This is a genomic window from Pseudarthrobacter woesei (assembly GCF_055412745.1).
Genome location: NZ_JBVAYU010000001.1, coordinates 105,764 through 124,256 on the forward strand (window position 1 = coordinate 105,764; position 18,493 = coordinate 124,256).

Consider the following 18,493-nt stretch of genomic DNA (forward strand, 5'->3'; position numbering starts at 1 on the left):
GTCGTATCTCGGCCCGATGAGGCATCGGGGCGTATAGCTCAGGCGGTTAGAGCGCTTCGCTGATAACGAAGAGGTCCCAGGTTCAAGTCCTGGTACGCCCACGGAACCAGTACAGGTTCAGGTAGGGAATTAGTGATGGTTCAGGTCCGCCCGAACCAGAAGGGGGTGCGTGTGAAGAAGTTGCTGGTTGTTGCAGCTACGATCGCAGGCATCCTGCTCTACCGGAAAGTACAGGAATCCGAAGCCCGGAAGGCAGTCTGGAGCAGGTCGACCGATACGGTTGACTGAGCCGGAATCCCGGAACGGGAGCTGGAAAGCAGCTCATCGAACTAGGGTATGATTGTCGGGTTGCTTCTTATGGGGGCATGGCGCAATTGGTAGCGCACCTGCTTTGCAAGCAGGGGGTTCGGGGTTCGAGTCCCCGTGCCTCCACCATAGGAAAGCCCCGGACCGCGGAAACGCGGTCCGGGGCTTTTTGTATGCCAGCAACCCGGGGAAGCTGAGCAGGCCGGCCTCATTCCTTGGGCCTGGCGTAGTCGTCCATGCCCTGCCAATCGATGAAGACGTAGGGCTCGTCCCCTACGACCCACGCGTCGTGGCCCGGCGGGATGACGCCGAAGTCGCCAGGACCGAATTCGCTCTCTTCCCCGTCGTCCATAACAACCTTGAGACGGCCTGAGACGGTATAGCCCTTGTGGGCAACCATGCAGCTGTCCGTCTGCGCGATCGGCTTCACATGCTGGGACCACTTCCACCCTGGCAGGAAGGTGGCACGTGCCACAGCGCCAGCGTCGAGATTGACGAGCTCCACCTGGCCCATCCCGTCTTTGACCGGTCGGGTTTCCTCCGGCTTATCCAGACTTTTGCGGACAATTGGCGCCATCATGATCTCCTTTGTGGATGGGTGAGACCGGATTTAAGACTGGCACCCCCGCCTGCCACGGTCAAGGATGTATGCGGTGTCCGCCGCCACGTTCCCGTCCCACTACTGTTGGACCGTGAACTTCTTGCTAGCAGCCCTGGGAGTGCTCGGCGTGGCATCCTCCGGCCCCCTCATTGCCGCCACCCTGGGCGCCACCTCGGTCAGCGCCCTTGCCATCGCCTTCTGGCGCAACGCAATCGGATCGGCCGTTATGGCCGCGCCGGTGCTGGTCCGCAACCCGCGGAAGTTCGGCCGCGTCACCGGCAGGGAGTTCCGCTGGTCCCTGGCTGCCGCCGTCGCCCTGGCGCTGCACTTCGCCTGTTTCATCACGTCCCTGCAGTTGACTTCCGTCGCCGCGGCCACCGCCCTCGTCTGCCTGCAGTCCGGCTGGATCGCCATCTTCCAGCTGTTCCGGGGCGTCAAGCACCGCTGGCCGGTCCTGGCCGGCCTGGGCATCGCTTTCGGCGGCGTTGGGGCCATCACCGGGTTCGACTTGGGGACCTCGCCCGGGGCGCTCCTGGGCGACCTCCTCGCCGTCGCAGGAGGGGCCCTGGCAGGAATCTACACACTGGCGGGAGGGAAGGCCCGGCAGACCATGAGCACAGGTGTGTACACGACGCTCTGCTACGGCATGTGCGCCGCCGTCGTCGGGGTGCTGGCGCTGTTTTCCCAGCAGCCGCTGGCCGGGTTCGACGCCCCCGGCTGGCTTGGTATCCTGGCCATCACTGTCTGCGCACAGCTGATCGGCCACACAGCCTTTAACCACCTGCTCGCCACGATGAGTCCGCTGCTGGTGTCCATGATCATCCTGCTTGAGATTCCGGGCGCGGCACTGCTGGCCGCCGCGTTCCTGTCCGAGACGCTTCCGGCCGGAACCTACGCCGGGCTGGGGATGATCATGGTGGGGCTCGCCGTCGTCGTGATGGGGCAGCGCAGTTCACCATCGGTGAAGCGCAATACTGCCCGGCTCGCGGAGCTGGGAACCGACTAGGCCTACTGGCCGCCGCGTCGGGAGGGCTGGGCCGTGTTCACCGTGTGGATGGCGCGCAGCAGCTTCGCCGGGAAGTATACGGAGAAGAACACGACCATCGGGGCCTTTAGCGCCATTTTCTTGACGTTGTGCGCCTTGTACGTGCGGTCGAAGCGCGTCACGTAGTAGCGGTAGTCGCGGGGCGAATCCTCGAGGCGCCTGGCGGACATACCGGAAACCATCTGGGGCCAATACTGGATCCGAAGCTCGTGGTCGGCCAGATGCAGGGAGAGATCAATGTCCTCATGCATCTCATCCTTCTCATCCCGGCACGTCTCGCCGCGGATGATCTCCCAGGCTGAGCGGCGCAGGGCCATATTTGACCCGAAGAGAAAATGATACTGGTGCTTGGCGAGCTTGAGCATCAGCTGCCGCATCTTGTCGTCGGCCTTGAGCCCAAAGCGGCGCATAGGCATGTCGTAGTAGACCACCGGGCCGGTTGCGGCGTGGACCGACTCATCGGCGAAGGCCTTCTGTACCTGTTCTACCCAGTCCGGCTCCAGCACGGAATCAGCGTCGATCCGGCCGAGGATCTCGCCGGTGGCGCGGTCGAGGCCGAAGTTGCGGGTGGGGATGAGGCCCTGGTCCTTGTCCTGGCTGAGCAGGATGATGGGACTCTCCGGGTATTCCAACTGCATCTGCCGCACGATCCCGGCGGTGCGGTCCTTGGACATGTTGTCCACCACAATGATCTCGTGCGCCGGAACGGACTGGTACACGGCGGCGATCAGGCACTGCCGGATGACACTTTCCTCGTTGTACGCCGGGATGACAATGGATACGGCCGGCGGCAACACAGCAGGGTGTAGGGCATCCTCAGGGGATCTCTCGGGTGACATCCCCTTCAATTTAGCACCTGCCCCACAATCAACCGCCGGAGCCCGGCCATTCAGCCGGGAAAGATCCTCGGAAGGATCCCACAAGAATCGGGCGGGCACGACAAAAAAAGGGAACGACAAAAAAGGGCACAACAAGAAAAGGGCACGACAAGAAAGGGAGGGATCGCGCCGGCGGCGCAATCCCTCCCCCATCGGCGGCCCGAAGGCGGCCTGAAATCTCAGCTACTTGCCGTTCTTGTCCGCGTCGTGGTTGAGGCTGGCGGCAATGTTCCGCACGGCGGTCTTCGCATCGGTGGCAACCTTGGCCGAGACCGCCTTGGCATCCTCGACGGCGTCGTCTGCGGCATGCTTGGCCTTGTCTGCGGCATCGTGGACAGCGTCGGACACAGAATCCGCGGTATCAGCGGTGACGTCGGAGGCCTTGTCCGCCGCGGCTACAGCCGCGGTGCCTGCCTGGCCGGCGGTTTCCCTGATGGAATCCTTGACCTCTTTGACAGTGGTGGCCGGGACCGGTGCGGGCGTTACCGGCGCCGGCGTCTTCCAGGGGTCCTCGATCGGTTTGGAAGCCTTCCAGGCGGCAACTCCGGCGGCAGCCGCAGCGGCGATGACACCGAAAATCAGCAGTCCGCGGTGCTTTGGCTTCTGCGGTTTGGCGATCTCGCCGCCGACGGCCTTGCTTGCCTTGTTGGCTACGACCTTGAGCTGCTGGCCGGCGTTCTGCGCCTGCTCCTGGATGTTGTGCACGACGCCTGAGTCAACGAGCTTCTGCGCCACGGCATCCACATGGGCCGGCGCGCCTTCCAGGGTGCGGTGCACGGCGTCGGAGGCCTGGCCGATCTGGTCCGAGAGCCTGGGCAGGTATTCGACGACGACGCGGTCGCGGGCGTTGGCGATCACCGGCGTCGCCTTGTCCAGGGCCTCGTGGAGCCTCGGGGCGGCGGAGTCGACGGCGTCGTTGATCTTCGGCGCCAGCTGGGCCAGGCCGTCCTGGATCCGGGGGGTGACCGTGGCAACGCCGTCGGCCAGATTGTGGGCCGCCGACTTGAGGCCTTCCTGGATCTTGGGAGAAGCGCTATCCAGGCCATGCTGCAGACGCGGAACAGCCCAATTGACTGCTGCTTCAACCCTCGGGGCTGCCCAGTCCTTGGCGTTCTCTACTCCAGTGCTGACTGACTGCTCCAGCTCACGGGCAATACGGTCCGTTTTCTTCACAACTACCTCCCGATTAATGTGACGGTTCTGCAGTTAGCCTACGTGTCCCAGACCTCACCGGCTATTCTTCAGCCCGATTTGGGGCCGATTTCACCCAGCGCGGAACTGGCCGTCCGCCCCTGTGTGTATTGGCCCGTCATGGAAGAATAGGGCCTATGACTGCCATCGCAACTGCAAAAGCAACCATCCACACGAGCCAGGGCGACATCGTCGTCAACCTCTTCGGTAACCACGCCCCCAAGACCGTCGAAAACTTCGTCGGACTGGCCACCGGAGAGAAGGCCTGGACGCACCCGGAAACGGGCGAGGACAAGACGGGCACACCGCTGTACAACGGCACCATCTTCCACCGCATCATCAAGGACTTCATGGTCCAGGCCGGCGATCCGCTGGGCCGCGGCGTCGGCGGACCCGGCTACAAGTTCGACGACGAGATCCATCCGGAGCTCACCTTCAACGAGCCCTACAAGCTGGCCATGGCGAACGCCGGCGTCCAGATGGGCCGCGGCACCAACGGATCCCAGTTCTTCATCACCACCATTCCCACCGGCTGGCTGCAGGGCAAGCACAGCATCTTTGGCGAGGTTGCCGATGAGGACTCCAAGAAGGTCGTCGACGCCATCGAGGGCGTCCGCACCGGCACGGGCGACCGTCCCGTCGAGGACGTCACCATCAACAGCATTGACATAGAAAAGCTCTAAGCCCAGCCCATGAGCTACGGAATTCCGGCGGCAGAGCCGTCCGCGCAAATCCCGGTGTGCCCCCGGCACCCGGACCGGCCCGCCTATGTGCGCTGCCAGCGGTGCGGGCGCCCTGCGTGCCCCGACTGCCAGCGGGCGGCCGCCGTCGGATTCCAGTGCGTTGACTGTGTCAACGAAACAAAACGTACGACGCCGGATGTCAAGACCGTCTACGGCGGGGCCGTGGCCACCGGCAGGCCCGTGGTCACCTTCGGCATCATCGCGGTGTGTGCCGTGCTCTACGCGCTCCAGTGGCTGATGCCCGGCGACGTGATCTACGGGAACCTCGCCTTCGCCACCGTGTATGCCACTCCTGAGTACGGCGTGTTCGAGCCGTGGCGCATGGTGACCTCTGCCTTCCTCCATTCCCAGGGCTTCATCCTGCACATTGTCCTGAACATGTACACGCTGTGGATCTTCGGCCAGGCCCTGGAGCCCTTGCTGGGCCGCATCCGGTTCCTGGCCGTGTACCTGCTCTCCGCCCTTGGCGGGTCGGTAGGCTTCCTCCTGCTGACGCCCGCCTACATCCCCGGCCAGCCGTTGACCGGAGTCGTCGGAGCATCGGGTGCCATCTTTGGCCTCTTCGGGGCCATGCTCGTGGTCCAGCGCCACCGCGGCGGTGACACACGGCAGTTGTGGGTCCTGATTGCCATCAACGGCGTGGTCGGTTTTATGGTCCCCCAAATCGCCTGGCAGGCCCATCTGGGTGGCCTGGTCACGGGAGCCCTCTGCGCTGCCGTCATCGCCTATACGCCCCGCGGCAAACGTCAGGGCCTGCTCCAGGCCGGCGGCCTCGTGCTCGTCTTCGCCCTGCTGATCGCCGCCACCGTGGTCCGGATGTCCATCGCCTAGGCCAGCCCTTGCACGCCCCGCCGCTAAAACAGGCCGCGGGGCCTTGCCTGAGCCGCCCCAACGCGTCCTGTGTGCGGGCTTTTCACAAGCTCCCGCGTGACCTCACCCCTCATGTCGCCTGCCGCATTGCCCTCCGGCCACGTTCCGGCTGCCGTGCGCCGCGTGCCTTCCCTGCTGCGTTCCGGCTGCCTGTGGCGTGCCCTCCGGCCGCCCCTCCGCCCGCCTGGCGGCAGCGTTCCGGCCGTGTTCCCATGCGGGTCCCGTCGTTCGTGCTGCGCCTGGCCACCCCGGGTCGTGGACCGTTTCGCGCCGTGGATCCACTGAATGACTGCAAATCCGGCCCAGGTTGGCGGGCCCGCACACACCGCGAAAGTTGTCCACAGGGGTTATCCACACTGTTGGTAACTTACATGGGTGTAGTTCATCTGGGCTTCCCGGATCTGACGGCCACAACTGGCGATTTCCGACCGACACTGCCGACTCTGTCCACAATTGTGGATAACTCCGGCTGGGCGGCCTGTGGTTAAGTGGACAACTCCTGGTCCGGTGCTCGCTCTGGATGGCCCACCGCGAGCCGTGGCGGGGAGATCGTTGCAATGACTGGCCGTACCGTCCAGGCCTGTCCTCGTCGTGATCTGATTTCAACAGGGTTATTCACAGTGTTAATAACTTGATGATCAAACCATCCCGCCCCACATTGCCTGCCCCGGGCCTCTGAACGGGTCAGGAACCGCCCCGGGCGGGGCGTTATCCCCAACTGTGGATAACTTGTGGGTACAGCTGTGTTGTTAAGTGGATAACTCTCGGGTGTCCCGGCCTTCACCGGTGCCCGCCCGAAAAAATCGACGCCGGCCGGCGGACGCAGCTCCGCTGGCCGGCCGGGTAGCTTGTCCACAGACAATCCACAGTGTTAATAACTCACACGGCACTCTGGCCTCGCCGTGGGATTAGTCTGGGGACGGCCCCAGCGTGCTGGTCTGCGGCCTCCCGGGCTGCCGGCCCCGCCGGACTTTTCAACAGCTGTGGATAACTTGTGCCGGGTTGTGCACAGCCACCGGACAGCCACAACGAGGGTGGTCAGCGCGTCCAGACCCCGGAGCTGCCGCGCCGATGGCTGTCGAGCAGATGGGTGTCGACGATCCCGATGGCTTCCATCAGGGCGTACATGGTGGTGGGTCCGACGAAGGCGAAGCCCCGCGTGCGGAGGGCCTTGGACAGCGCAATGGATTCCGCCGAGGTCGTGGGGATCTGGTCGTGGGCTGTCGGCTCGGGTGTGGTTTCCGGTTGGAACGCCCAGACGAAGTCCACCAGGCCGCCGTCGTTCCTCAGGGCAATCGTTGCCTGGGCGTTGGTGATGGCCGCCCGGATCTTCAGCCGGTTCCGGACAATCCCGGCGTCCAGCAGCAGGCGTTCAACGTCGGCCTCGGTGAAAGCCGCAACCGTCTCAGGGTGGAAGTCGTGGAACGCGGTCCGGAAGGCCGGCCTTTTTCGGAGAATGGTGGCCCAGGACAGCCCTGCCTGGAAGGCCTCGAGGCTGATGCGTTCATACAGGCCCTGTTCATCGCGGACCGGAAGACCCCACTCTGTGTCGTAGTACTCGCGCAGCATCGGGTCGACCGACGCCCACACGGGACGCGCCAGGCCGTCCTCGCCGATCACGGTGCCGTTGATGCCCGGAGCCATGCTCTTCCTCACCAGTATTTGCCACACGGGCTCTGCGGCGGCAGCCACATTTTCAGGCTGCAACGGGGACGGGGGCATCCTCAGGCCGGGAGACGGCGGCGCCGGACTGGCCGGCGGTCAGTTCAGGAACGCCAGCGGGTGGTCATCAGGAAGCCGACGATGGCGATGCCGAAGCCAGCCATGATGTTGCCTGCACCCCAGGCCTGCACCGGATAGACACCCTCGCTGATGTAGAAGGTGATGATCCAGAGCAGGCCAATGATCATCAGGCCGAACATGACCGGCTTGAACCAGACCGCGTTGGGCTTGTTGGCCTGCGCGGCCGAAGTCTGCGGCGTGGCGCGGGCAGTCCTCTTACGCGGCTTTGACTCGGGCACGGGTCCTCCTAGACGGCTGGAACAGGAGCGGCACCCCGGCTTGATATCCTGCAAGGAGGTAACACGCCGGCGGTCAACACGCTCTTGGTCAAGGGTGAATGCTTACTCGCAGCCAATTCTAGCTGTAGTTCGGGTCATGCCCGTGTCCGCCGCGACCGTCCAGGAAGAGAAGCCGGAGTGCTGCAATTGCCGGAGAGATCCGCCGCCGGGTCCGCCCGCGGCACCGGCATTTTCTCCCGCGCCGTCCGTGTCCTGGCTGAACTGCTCATCACCGCAGGCGTGGTCCTCCTGCTGTTCATCGCGTGGCAGCTGGGGTGCGCCCTCGGGGCGGGCTAAGCCGTTTACGCGTGGATGTTCCGCCGTCTTCCGAGGCCCTTGTGGCTTCACGTCGTCACCGCGCTGGTGCTGGCTGCCGGGGTGCTGGTATTGATGGTTCAGTTCCTTTTTCCCTGGATGGCACAATTCACCCAGTTCACTGATTCAACGATTGGTTCGGCAAGGCACCCATGAGCACAACCAAGATTCTGGTCGTCGACAACTATGACAGCTTCGTGTACACCCTGGTGGGGTACCTCCAGGAGCTCGGCGCGGAGACTACCGTCGTCCGGAACGATGACGTCACCCTCGCCGAGGCGATGGAACTGGCGGAGGCGCGCGACGGCGTTCTCATCTCGCCAGGCCCGGGAAACCCCGCCGGGGCCGGGGTTTGCATCGAACTGATCAAGTGGTGCGGCAGCCACGACAAGCCGATGCTCGGCGTGTGCCTGGGGCACCAGGCACTGGCCGAGGCCTACGGCGGTACCGTCACCCATGCCCCGGAGCTTATGCACGGCAAGACCTCGCTTGTGGAACACCGCGGGACCGGCGTCTTCGCAGGCCTACCCTCCCCCCTTACGGCGACCCGCTACCACTCCCTGGCGGCCGTCCGGGAGAGCATTCCGGAGGTCCTGGAGATCACCGCCGAGACCGGGACCGGCGTCGTTATGGGGCTGCAACACCGCACCGCACCGCTTTGCGGAGTGCAGTTCCACCCGGAGTCCGTGCTGACCGAGGGCGGCTACCAGATGCTCGGCAACTGGCTCGAGTCCCTGGGCATGGCCGGCGCCGCGCAGCGGGCATCGGAACTGAGCCCGCTGATCAAGCACTGACGCCAGGGCCAAGTCCTACTTGCTGGCGGTCGGCGAAGGCGTCGGTGTTGGCGTCGGTGTTGGCGTCGGCGGGGGCGCCGGGGCCTTGGCCACCGTGACGGTGATGGTCTTCCCCTGCTCGACCTGGGCGTCCGCAGCGTCGCTCTGGCCTGTGACCTTCCCCGGTTCCACCTGGGAATTCTCGACTTCCGTGGCCTTGAGGACCAGTCCGAGCTCTTTCAGGGCAGCCTCCGCCTCAGCCTGTGGCCTACCAATGAGCTGAGGCACGGCCACCTTTCCGGTGGAGACGATAAGTTCCACTGTGCTGCCTGCGGCCACATTCTGGCCCGGAGCGGGGTTGGTAGTGATCACCATCCCGGCGAGCACCGTAGGGCTGTTGGCCATGGTGGTCCCCGGCGCGCCGGTGAGGCCTTTCTGGCGCAGGACATCGCGCGCGGCCGCCTCGGTCCGGCCGGGCAGATCCGCGGGGATGGTGACGACGCTTGGGCCCTCGGAGATGTTGAGCGTGATGGTCGAATTTGGGTCCAGGGAGCTTCCAGCGGAAGGCGCCGTGCCGATCGCACTGCCCTTGGCGATGGTCTCATCCTGCATCCGGTTGAGCTGGGGTCTGAGTCCAACGTTGTAGAGCTTCTGCAGCGCCTCGGACTCCGTCAGCGACGTCACCGTTGGAACCAGGACTTTAGCCACCGGCGGCGGGGCCTGGTTCATCATGTTGTAGAGCCACAGGCCGCCGCCGGTCAAAACCAGGACGGTGAGGATGGCCAGGGTGGTGATCCAGGTCCGGCGGCGTGACTTCTGATGCGGGGTGGGTTCACGTTCGGCCGGGAGGACAAGGGGCAGGCTGCCCGTGTCCGAGACGCCATAGCTTTGGGCCGGCAAGGAATTGTCATCACCCAGCGTGTCGTGGGAGGGCCGGAGCCTGCCGCCCGGTGACTCGTCGAGGAACTTCGCGCCGGTCACGGTGAACGCGGCCGTCGGTGTGCCGTCCGACGACGGAACGGTGTCGTTCGGGTCGGTCGGGGCCTCACTGGCGGCGAGGGGTGCCACGCCGACGCCGCTGCGCGCGGCCCGGAGCGCCCGACGGAAGGCCGCGGCATCCTGGAAACGGTCCGCACGGTTCTTCTGCAGGGCCTTCATCAGGACGCTGTCCAGGGCTTCGGAAATCTCCGGGTTCAGGCTGCTGGCGAGTTCCGGGATCTCCCGGACATGCTGGTAGGCCACCGACACCGGGCTGTCCCCGACGAACGGCGGACGGCCGGTCAGCATCTCGTACAGCAGGCAGCCGGCGGAATAGAGATCGCTGCGGGCGTCCACGGTCTCGCCGCGGGCCTGCTCCGGTGACAGGTACTGGGCGGTCCCCACCACCGCCTGGGTCTGCGTCATGGTGGCACCCGAGTCCGCCATGGCGCGGGCGATGCCGAAGTCCATGACTTTGACGCTGTTGGAGTCCGGGCAGAACATCACGTTGGCCGGTTTGATGTCGCGGTGGACGATTCCGGCCTTGTGGCTGTAGTCGAGCGCCGAGAGGACACCCAGGGTGAAGTCGATCGCCTGATCGATTGTGACTTCCTTGGCCCGGATGAGATCGCGGATGGTCTTCCCGGACACGAACTCCATCACGATGTAGGGCACCCGGACGGTGTCCTCGTGGTCGCCGGGCACGGCATGGTCCCCGGTGTCGTAGATGGCGACGATGGAGGGGTGGTTGAGCGCGGCGACAGCCTGCGCCTCCCGCTTGAACCGGGCCTGGAACTGGGGGTCCCTGGCCAGGTCGGGGCGCAGCAGCTTCACCGCGACGGTGCGTCCCAGGCGCGTGTCGGTACCGCGGAACACATCGGCCATGCCGCCGCGGCCGATCAATTCACCCAGCTCGTAGCGCCCGCTGAGGACGCGCTGGGTGTTCACGGGGCGGCGGTCCTCCCTGTGCGACGGTGTGCGGGGTGAATTAGTCATCATGACCTACGGGGTGGCCTTGCAGGTGGGCGGGGTTCCGGGTGCCTCGGCGGTCTTGCAGGCAGGCAGGGCTCCGGCGGCCGGGGCCTTGGCCAGATGATAGGTCACCAGGGATCCGGCCGGCGCCTTGTCCCCTGACGCAGGCTCGGAGCTGACAAATGTGCCGGCCGGCTCCTTCTTGGACGTGGGATCGACGGGATCACCCTTTGCCCAGCGGAAGCCGGCGTTCTGGATGGCCTGCTGAACTGCAGTTTCGCTGGCACCCGACGGGATGGTGGGGACCGAGACGGACTCCGGACCCTTGGAGTACGTCACCTTGATGGCTGCACCGCGCTGCACGGGCCCGGACGGGTTGATGTCGACGACCGTACCGGGCGTGGCATTGTTGAATATTTCAGCCCCGTCCACCTGCAGCCCCATGGTGGTCAGTTCGCTGCGGACATCGTTGTAGGGCCGGCCCAGATAGGCGTCCGGGAACAGGTTGATGGCCGCCGGGGTGGACTGTGTGGGCGTCGCGGAGCTGCTGGTGGGGCTGGGGCTCTTGGAGGTGGGCGAGGCGCTGGTGGTGCTCGGCGTGGCGCTCGTGGACACGGCGCTACTGCTGGCCGGCGACTGCGACGGGAAGAGGATTCCGGCCTGGGTCAAGATGACGCCCACGAGGGAAAAGAGCACCAGCAGGATCAGGGCGATCAGCGGCCACGTCCAGGGACTGCGGCCGCGGCGCTGCGGTTCATCGGCCGGCCCGTCGTAGTCGTCGTCCTCCTGCTCCCAGTTGCGTTCCGCCGCGAGGGCGTCGGCACGGGAGAGCGTGTTGCGCGCGCCGTAGGCGCTGGCAGCGGCGGCACCGGCCGCGAGGCCGGCGGCGGCACCTGCGCCGGCGGCGCCGACCACAGGGAGTGCTGAGGTGGCCGACGTCGAACGGTCCGCGTCACCGATCACACCGGTAGCGGCGGTGGGGATGTCGACCGGTGCCGTGACGGCGCCGGGTGCCGCCTCGTAGAGGAGCATGCCGGGGACGGCGGCGTGGGCTGCGGCGATGTCGCCGTTGCGAATGGCTTCGGCTGCCTCGGAGAGCTTGAGGGCGTCGGCCGGGCGGTTCTTCGGATCCTTGGCCAGCATCGACATGAGCAGGGCACGGACGGGCTTGGGCAGGGTTTCCGGGAGCGGCGGAGGGGCGTCGTTGACCTGTGCCAGCGCGATGGCGATCTGGGATTCGCCGGAGAAGGGCCGGTGGCCGGTGAGGCACTCGTAGCCGATCACGCCAAGCGCATAGATGTCAGAGGCACCGGTCGCGAGCTGGCCGGTGGCCTGTTCCGGAGCGAGGTACTGGGCCGTTCCCATGACCTGTCCCGTTTGCGTGAGCGGAACCTGGTCCGCCAGGCGGGCGATGCCGAAGTCGGTGACCTTGACGCGGCCGTCCGGGGTGATCAGCAGGTTGCCCGGTTTGATGTCGCGGTGCACAAGACCCTGCTTATGGGCGACCGAGAGGGCCCGTGCGGTCTGGGCGATCATCGACAGCGTGCGGTCCGGGGAGAGCACCTGTTCGTGTTCGATGATGCTGCTCAGCGGCTGGCCCGGAACCAGTTCCATCACGAGGTAGGCGGAGCCTTCCTCCTCGCCGTAGTCAAAGACGTTGGCGATGCCCACATGGTTCAGGAGCGCGGTGTGGCGTGCCTCGGCGCGGAAGCGCTGGAGGAAGCCGGGGTCGCCGGTGTACTCCTCCTTGAGTACCTTGATGGCGACGATGCGGCCAAGGATCAGGTCTTTGGCTTTCCAGACTTCTCCCATACCGCCGATCGCAATCCGCGTGGTCAGCTGGAATCTGCCGCCGAGGGTGATTCCTGATGTAGGCCTCACTTGTTCAACACCGCCTCAAAGATCTTCTTCGCGTTCGGACTGGTTAGCTGTGCGCCGGTGGTGATGTCTACGCCTTCCATGACGATGGTGACAGCCACTTGCGGGTCATTCGCCGGAGCAAACCCGGTAAACCATGAGTTGTTCAGGCCGTTGCCGAGTTCGGCAGTACCGGTCTTGCCGGCCACCTTGGTCCCGGGCACGGCCGCCCCGCGGGCAATGCCATCGGTGACGACACTGACCATCCACTCATTGATCTGCCGCGCGATCTCCGGCGTCGTGGAGGTCCGCTGGGCCCGGGGTTTCGGCTCGCTGATCGCCCGCAGGTCCGGGGAGCGCACGGCCTTGATCAGGTTCGGCTGCATCTGTATTCCGCCGTTGGCGATGGCGGACGTCATCTGGTTGATCTGGAGCGGGGTGGCACGGACATCCCGCTGGCCGATCGCCGACTGCGCCAGCGAGGCGTCGTCGAGGTCCGTTGGGAAATCCTTCGAGGCGAAGTCGAGCTTCAGCTGGTCGCCAAAATCCTGGCCGAAACCGAATTTCTCGGACTGGTCCGCAATGGCCTTCTCGCCCAGATCAAGGGCGATGCTGGCGAACGGGGTGTTGCAGGACTGCTGCAGGGCGAAAGCGAACGACGCCGTGTCCCGGGTGTAGCAGTTGCCGCCTGCATAGTTGGGGAGCTTGTAAGCAATGCCCGGGAAGGACATCTCCGCCGGGTTGGGCAGCACACTGTCCTTGTTGTATTTCCCCGAGCTGAGAGCCGCGGCGGTGTCGACGAGTTTGAAGACCGAACCGGGAGCGAGCAACGCCCCGGTGGGTCCGCTGACATTCTGGTTCAGGTTGATCCCGGGGACCTTGTTCAGCTCGTTGAAGTTGGCGCCCTCCGCCACGGGGTCCTGGGTGGCGATCAGATTGGGGTCATACGAGGGCTTGGAGACCATGGCCAGGATGGCGCCAGTCTTGGGATTGGTCACGACGATCGATCCGCGCTGGCCGTCCGGGATGAGGTCGTAGGCGAGCTTCTGGATCTTGGGGTCGAGCGTCAGTTCCACCGAGGCACCCTTGGGCTGGTTGCCGAGGAAGAGCTGGCCGATCCGGTCCAGGAAGAGCTGGTCCGAACTGCCCTCGAGCTCTTTGTTCATTGCTTTCTCCAGACCGGTCACACCGTAGCTCCTGGAGAAGTAGCCGGTGATCCCGGCATACTGCCCGGGCGGGGTATAGGTGCGCTGGAACTGGCAGCTCTCGGTGGCAGGCACGGATTCGGCCACCGGAGTGCCGCCGACAATGATCGCGCCGCGGTCGTTGCAGTAGTTCTGCAGGAGGGTGCGCTTGTTCCAGGCATTGGCCTGGAGGTCGTCGGCGCCGATCACCTGCACGTAGCTGAGCGCGCCGAAGATCAGCGCGAACATCGCGATAGCGGCTATCCATGAATTTCGAATGGCCTGGTTCACAGCTTTTTCACCGCCTCGGTGGGAGCTTCCGGACTGTTCCGGCTGGCATGGTTGTCCCGGCCGGCGCCGGGGGAGGCGGCCGGCTTCGAAGGCAGCGCAGGGGTGTCCTTCTTGGCCTCCGGCACCTGGCCTGGCGGCAGAGGTGTTGTGTCCACCGGGCCGCGTGCCGAGTGCGAAATCATCAGGAGCAGCCCGACGATGATCCAGTTGGCCAACAGTGAGGAACCGCCCGCCGCGAGGAACGGCGTCGTGAGTCCGGTCAGCGGGATGAGCCGGGTGACGCCGCCGATGACCACGAAACACTGCAAGGCGATGGCGAAGGAGAGCCCGGTAGCGAGCAGCTTCCCGAACGCGTCACGGGTTCCCAGGGCGGCGCGGAAGCCGCGCGTGAAGAGCAGGAGATAGATCAGGACGATGGCAAAGAGCCCGATCAGTCCGAGCTCCTCGCCGAAGGAAGCGATGATCATGTCGCTGTTGGCGAAGGGAACAAGATTGGGACGGCCCTGGCCGAGGCCGGTGCCGACCAGCCCACCGTTCGCCATCCCAAAGAGGCCCTCGACGATCTGCAGGCTGCCGCCGAACTCGCGTCCGTAGACTTCGTCGGTGAAGGCATTGATCCAGCCGTCGATCCGCAGCGCCACGTGGGAGAACACCCGTGAGGCGACAAAGCCGCCGGCGGCGATCAGGACGACGCCGATGATCACCCAGCTGATTCGGCTCGTGGCGACGTAGATCATGACGAGGAAGAGTCCGAAGAACAGGATCGAGGAGCCCAGGTCCCGTTGGAAGATCAACACGCCGATGCTCACAAGCCAGGCCGCGAGCATGGGGCCCATGTCCTTGAACCGGGGGAACTGGACGGGTCCGATCTTCCTCCCGGCCAGCAGGATAAGGTCCCGGTTCGAGGAAAGATACCCGGCAAAGAATATAGCGAGCGTGATTTTGGCGATTTCGCCCGGCTGGAAGGTCATGGAGCCGAACTTGATCCAGACCCTCGCGCCCAGGATTTCACCGGCGGAGATGCCGGGGATCAGCGGCAGGACCAACAGCACGGCGCTGGCAGCCAGGGAGATGTAGGTGAAGCGGCGGAGGATCCTGTGGTCCTTGAGGAACCAGATCACGGCGATGGAGACGGCCATCGCCACCAGGGTCCAGCGCAGCTGGTTGTTACCGGTGTCTTCGCCGACCCGGTCCAGGCGGTGGATCATGGCGAGGCCGAGACCGTTGAGCGCCACGACCAGCGGAAGCATTACCGGATCGGCATATTTTGCCCTGAGGCGCAGCACAACGTGGAAGGCGAGTGCGGCGGCGGCCAGCAGGCTTGACTGGAACCAGAAGTCGGTATCGAAGGCCTTCTGCTTGTCCACGCCGACGAGGGCCTGGGCGCCGATGCCGACGGCGAGGGCCAGCACCAGCAGGACAAGCTCGACGTTCCGCCGTGGCTTGGGGGCGGTCTCGATCGTGGTCATTTGCCCCCCTCGCAAACTGGAGCCGTCGTGGCCGGAGCGGCCGACGGCGCGGCCGTCCCGGTTGCCCCGGGGCTGGGGGTCACCCCTGCGGCGGTGGCTGCGGGGGAGGGAGTGAGGCATTCATCCGAGGGTGCCGTGGTGCCGGTCCGTTCGAGGTTCTTCACGATCCGCTGCGCGTCGTAGAGGTCCCGGGCGGGGACCGTTTGGCGCACGCGCTGCTGGGAGAATTCGGGGAGGTCTGACATCCGGATATCGGTCACCGCTTCGAGGGTGGAAAGCTGGATGGGTCCCAGTCGCTGGGAAACCCCGTTGAAGATGGCCACGTGCTGGTCTTGTTCGCCGATGTAATACCGGGTCTGGGTCCAGGCGTAGCCGAGCCACAGGCCGACGGCCAGCAGCGCCACGATGGCCGCCGCGACGGAGACTGTGAGCCAGCGGCGCGGCCGCCGGGCCGGCTTGTACTCCTCGGCTTCGTCCCGGGCCTGCTCCGATTTGTGGGTGAGGACCGTCGCCGCCCGCCGGGCCACGGTGCGTCCGGCAATGGACGGGATGGATCCCGATTCCGCTGCCGAGGCGGCGGCACCCACGAGTTCGTGCGGGCGGCCGGAGAGCTCTTCCCGCAGGACTTCGGCCGAGAGATGCTCGCCGAGGTGCGGGTCGGTGGTCGTCTCGGGTTCGTTCGTATCCGTTCCCTTGCCTGCCGCCTGGTCGGCCGGCTTTCCGGCTTCCGCCGCCGGGGAACCGGTGGGTTTCACGGGGGCGCCGTAGGTGCTGCCGGTTTGCGATGCGGCGTCATCCCCGGAGGCGGTGACGGCCCTGTCCGCTGCGACCACGGCCGTGACGGTCGCCCCTGCTGCCCGGGCCGGAACGATTTCGACGGCGGCGGTCCGCACGTCGTCGGGCGTCTGTTCGGCGATGTCCACCAGGACAACGGTGACATTGTCCGGGGCGCCGGCTTCGAGGGTGAGCTCCACCAGGCGTTCGGCGCATTCGCGCAGGCTCCTGGTCTCGCGGACGGTGCGCTCCACGACGTGTCCGGCCACGTAGTTCAGGCCGTCGGAACAGAGCAGCCAGCGTTCACCGGGATGGACTTCGAGCGTATCGAGGTCGAGTTCGGGGCTTGCATCGACGTCGCCCAGGACGCGCATCAGGACGTTCTTGTGCGGGTGCGTTTCCGCCTCTTCGGGGCGCAGTCGGCCCTCGTCGATGAGGCGCTGGACGAAGGTATGGTCCACACTGACTTGTTCGAATTCGCCGTTGCGCAGCCGGTAGGCGCGGGAATCTCCGATGTGGGCGAAATGGAGCTTGCCTTCGGCCAGGAGCAGGGCTGTGACCGTGGTGCCCATGCCCGCGAGCTTGGGATTGATGTGGACCAGCTCGGAGAGCAGCGAGTTGGCGGTCTGGATCTCGTCGGCGAGGACGGTTTCGGCGTCGCCGTCGTAGTTGTCATGGTCCAGATGGATCATGTCCAGCACAGTCGCGGCCGAGGCGACATCGCCGCCGGCATGGCCGCCCATGCCGTCGGCGACCACAGCGAGGTGCCGGCCCACGTAGGCGGAGTCGTCATTCTTTGCGCGAACACGGCCGACGTCGGAACGCGCGGCGTAACGCATGATGAGCGGCCGCGTCGGGGCAGTTGCGTTTCCTGCTGCCTGGTCTGCGGGGCGGTCCGGAGCAGCCATGGCTACGGCCTCAATTCGATGACCGTCTTGCCGATTCTCACGGGGACACCCAGCTCGACGGGCAGGGCCCGGGTCAGCTGCTGATCTGCCAGATACGTGCCGTTGGTGGAGCCGAGATCCTCAATGAACCAACGGCTGCCCTGCGGAAACAGACGGGCGTGGCGGCCCGAGGCGTAGTCATCCTCGAGGACGAGCGTGGCTTCCTGGGCGCGGCCGAGGAGGATGGGGCTCGCGGCCAGGGCGATGGTGGTGCCTTTGAGCGGGCCTTCGGTCACGACGAGCTGGCGGGCCTGCTGCTTCACGGGCGCAGCGGCGGGCTCGGCGAGGGCGGGGTTCTTGCGGACCTGGCGGGCCGTCGGGGCCCCGGCTGCCGCCTTGCGTCCGATCATCAGGTCCCGGCGCATGGCGGAGACGATGCTGAAAATCAGCACCCAGAGGAGCAGGAGGAATCCGAAGCGCAAGGCGGTGATGGTCAGTTCACTCACTGGCGGCCGCCTGGGTTGGCGGGCAAAAGGCGGAAGATGATCTTGGTCCGTCCCATCGTGATCGTGGAGCCATCCGTGAGTTCCGAACTCCCCACGATCTTGTGGCCGTTGACGTAGCTGCCGTTCGTGGAACCCAGATCGATGGCCTGGGCAGTGCCCGGACCGGTGCGGATTTCAAGATGGCGGCGGGAAACGCCGGTGTCGTCAATAAGAATGTCTGCTTCGGAGGATCGTCCGAGCACAACGGAGGGCGCGTTCAGGGAATATCGCTGGCCGTCGATGTCCAGCACGGGCTGCATGCGGGACGGCTGGCGCGTCGGGGCGGCCGGCATGGCACCCTGCATGCCGGGCTGTGCCGGGGCGGAGGCTTTCTCAGTCCGTGACTTGATTTCGAAATCGCCGGCGCGGCGTTCTTCGTCCCGGCGGAAGCTGATCCGGACGGGGCCCTGGAGTGTATAGCCCTGGCTGCGCACGTGGTTGATAACGACGTCGCACAGTTCCTCGGCGAGCGGCGTGCCCCATTCCTGGGCCCGCTGGAAATCATCGTCACTGAGGAGGACATCGAAAACGTTGGGTGCCAGGGTGCGTCCCGCAGCGATCGTGATGGCCTTGTTGTCCACCTCGCGGCGGAGGTGGCTGGCGATCTCGACGGGCTCAACCTGGGCGCGGGAACCGGTGGAGAAGACCCCGCGGACGGCCTTTTCGATGCCGCGCTCGACTTTGTCCAGCAATCCCATGGTCCTTCTCCTTTCCTGACGGCTGCAGGGCAGTATTCGTTCCGGAACTCGGTTTC

18 protein-coding genes and 2 tRNA genes are annotated in these 18,493 nt (G+C 65.6%); 8 read left to right on the top strand and 12 right to left on the bottom strand.

The features are described 5' to 3' along the window. The first annotated feature begins 27 nt into the window (after positions 1–27). The 3 genes from ACZYZE_RS00475 to ACZYZE_RS00485 all read left to right on the top strand — a co-directional run bounded on the left by ACZYZE_RS00475 (position 28) and on the right by ACZYZE_RS00485 (position 435). Positions 28–101: transfer RNA gene (locus tag ACZYZE_RS00475), tRNA-Ile, on the top strand. 34 nt (positions 102–135) lie between these two features. Beyond that, complete coding sequence (locus ACZYZE_RS00480; RefSeq protein ID WP_459318517.1) at positions 136–288, top strand: DLW-39 family protein; 153 nt, start codon at positions 136–138, stop codon at positions 286–288. Positions 289–359: 71 nt separating this feature from the next. After that, positions 360–435, top strand: a tRNA-Ala gene (locus ACZYZE_RS00485). Between the two features lie 79 nt (positions 436–514). On the opposite strand, the gene ACZYZE_RS00490 is transcribed toward ACZYZE_RS00485, so the two are convergent. Beyond that, positions 515–883 (bottom strand): cupin domain-containing protein, encoded by a 369-nt coding sequence (locus ACZYZE_RS00490; protein ID WP_463905636.1) that lies wholly within the window; start codon positions 881–883, stop codon positions 515–517. A gap of 115 nt (positions 884–998) precedes the next feature. Here ACZYZE_RS00490 and ACZYZE_RS00495 point away from each other — a divergent pair, with 115 nt between their 5' ends. Continuing rightward, positions 999–1,913 (top strand): DMT family transporter, encoded by a 915-nt coding sequence (locus ACZYZE_RS00495; RefSeq protein WP_459318475.1) that lies wholly within the window; start codon positions 999–1,001, stop codon positions 1,911–1,913. A 2-nt stretch (positions 1,914–1,915) separates the two neighbouring features. On the opposite strand, the gene ACZYZE_RS00500 is transcribed toward ACZYZE_RS00495, so the two are convergent. Both ACZYZE_RS00500 and ACZYZE_RS00505 read right to left on the bottom strand, forming a co-directional pair. Continuing rightward, a complete protein-coding gene (locus tag ACZYZE_RS00500; protein ID WP_463905638.1) occupies positions 1,916–2,791 on the bottom strand; it encodes a glycosyltransferase family 2 protein in 876 nt (291 codons plus the stop codon). Between the two features lie 222 nt (positions 2,792–3,013). Continuing rightward, a complete protein-coding gene (locus ACZYZE_RS00505) occupies positions 3,014–4,003 on the bottom strand; it encodes a hypothetical protein (RefSeq protein WP_459318473.1) in 990 nt (329 codons plus the stop codon). Positions 4,004–4,158: 155 nt separating this feature from the next. On the opposite strand from ACZYZE_RS00505, the gene ACZYZE_RS00510 reads away from it, so the two are divergent. After that, a complete protein-coding gene (locus ACZYZE_RS00510; RefSeq protein ID WP_459318472.1) occupies positions 4,159–4,704 on the top strand; it encodes a peptidylprolyl isomerase in 546 nt (181 codons plus the stop codon). 9 nt (positions 4,705–4,713) lie between these two features. Further along, positions 4,714–5,595, top strand: coding sequence for a rhomboid family intramembrane serine protease (locus ACZYZE_RS00515; protein ID WP_459318471.1), 882 nt, complete (start codon positions 4,714–4,716; stop codon positions 5,593–5,595). Between the two features lie 1,077 nt (positions 5,596–6,672). Here ACZYZE_RS00515 and ACZYZE_RS00520 read toward each other — a convergent pair. Continuing rightward, positions 6,673–7,278 carry a DNA-3-methyladenine glycosylase I gene (locus tag ACZYZE_RS00520; RefSeq protein WP_463905640.1) on the bottom strand — a complete coding sequence of 202 codons (606 nt, stop codon included), beginning with the start codon at positions 7,276–7,278 and terminating at the stop codon, positions 6,673–6,675. A gap of 122 nt (positions 7,279–7,400) precedes the next feature. Beyond that, positions 7,401–7,655, bottom strand: a complete 255-nt coding sequence (locus tag ACZYZE_RS00525) for a cell division protein CrgA (RefSeq protein ID WP_459318469.1) — start codon at positions 7,653–7,655, stop codon at positions 7,401–7,403. Positions 7,656–7,841: 186 nt separating this feature from the next. Here ACZYZE_RS00525 and ACZYZE_RS00530 point away from each other — a divergent pair, with 186 nt between their 5' ends. Both ACZYZE_RS00530 and ACZYZE_RS00535 read left to right on the top strand, forming a co-directional pair. Next, on the top strand, positions 7,842–7,991 hold the full coding sequence (locus tag ACZYZE_RS00530; RefSeq protein ID WP_463905642.1) for a hypothetical protein: 150 nt from the start codon (positions 7,842–7,844) through the stop codon (positions 7,989–7,991). Between the two features lie 170 nt (positions 7,992–8,161). Next, positions 8,162–8,803, top strand: a complete 642-nt coding sequence (locus ACZYZE_RS00535; protein WP_459318467.1) for an aminodeoxychorismate/anthranilate synthase component II — start codon at positions 8,162–8,164, stop codon at positions 8,801–8,803. A gap of 15 nt (positions 8,804–8,818) precedes the next feature. Here the strand turns inward: ACZYZE_RS00535 and pknB are convergent, their stop codons facing one another. From pknB to ACZYZE_RS00570, 7 genes are read right to left on the bottom strand one after another with little or no spacing between them, the layout of a single operon-like run. Beyond that, positions 8,819–10,756 carry a Stk1 family PASTA domain-containing Ser/Thr kinase gene (pknB, locus tag ACZYZE_RS00540; protein ID WP_459318465.1) on the bottom strand — a complete coding sequence of 646 codons (1,938 nt, stop codon included), beginning with the start codon at positions 10,754–10,756 and terminating at the stop codon, positions 8,819–8,821. Positions 10,757–10,762: 6 nt separating this feature from the next. Further along, on the bottom strand, positions 10,763–12,613 hold the full coding sequence (locus ACZYZE_RS00545; RefSeq protein ID WP_459318464.1) for a protein kinase domain-containing protein: 1,851 nt from the start codon (positions 12,611–12,613) through the stop codon (positions 10,763–10,765). Beyond that, positions 12,610–14,064, bottom strand: coding sequence for a peptidoglycan D,D-transpeptidase FtsI family protein (locus ACZYZE_RS00550; protein WP_463905643.1), 1,455 nt, complete (start codon positions 14,062–14,064; stop codon positions 12,610–12,612). Before ACZYZE_RS00550 ends, ACZYZE_RS00545 begins: the two co-directional genes overlap by 4 nt. Beyond that, positions 14,061–15,533 carry an FtsW/RodA/SpoVE family cell cycle protein gene (locus ACZYZE_RS00555; protein WP_459318462.1) on the bottom strand — a complete coding sequence of 491 codons (1,473 nt, stop codon included), beginning with the start codon at positions 15,531–15,533 and terminating at the stop codon, positions 14,061–14,063. The genes ACZYZE_RS00550 and ACZYZE_RS00555 overlap by 4 nt, the downstream gene beginning before the upstream one ends. After that, positions 15,530–17,215: a PP2C family protein-serine/threonine phosphatase gene (locus tag ACZYZE_RS00560; RefSeq protein ID WP_459318461.1), complete on the bottom strand. Its 1,686-nt coding sequence runs from the start codon at positions 17,213–17,215 to the stop codon at positions 15,530–15,532. The genes ACZYZE_RS00555 and ACZYZE_RS00560 overlap by 4 nt, the downstream gene beginning before the upstream one ends. Positions 17,216–17,217: 2 nt before the next feature. After that, positions 17,218–17,700, bottom strand: a complete 483-nt coding sequence (locus ACZYZE_RS00565; RefSeq protein ID WP_459318460.1) for an FHA domain-containing protein FhaB/FipA — start codon at positions 17,698–17,700, stop codon at positions 17,218–17,220. After that, complete coding sequence (locus ACZYZE_RS00570) at positions 17,697–18,437, bottom strand: FHA domain-containing protein (RefSeq protein WP_459318459.1); 741 nt, start codon at positions 18,435–18,437, stop codon at positions 17,697–17,699. Before ACZYZE_RS00570 ends, ACZYZE_RS00565 begins: the two co-directional genes overlap by 4 nt. Between the last annotated feature and the right edge of the window lie 56 nt (positions 18,438–18,493).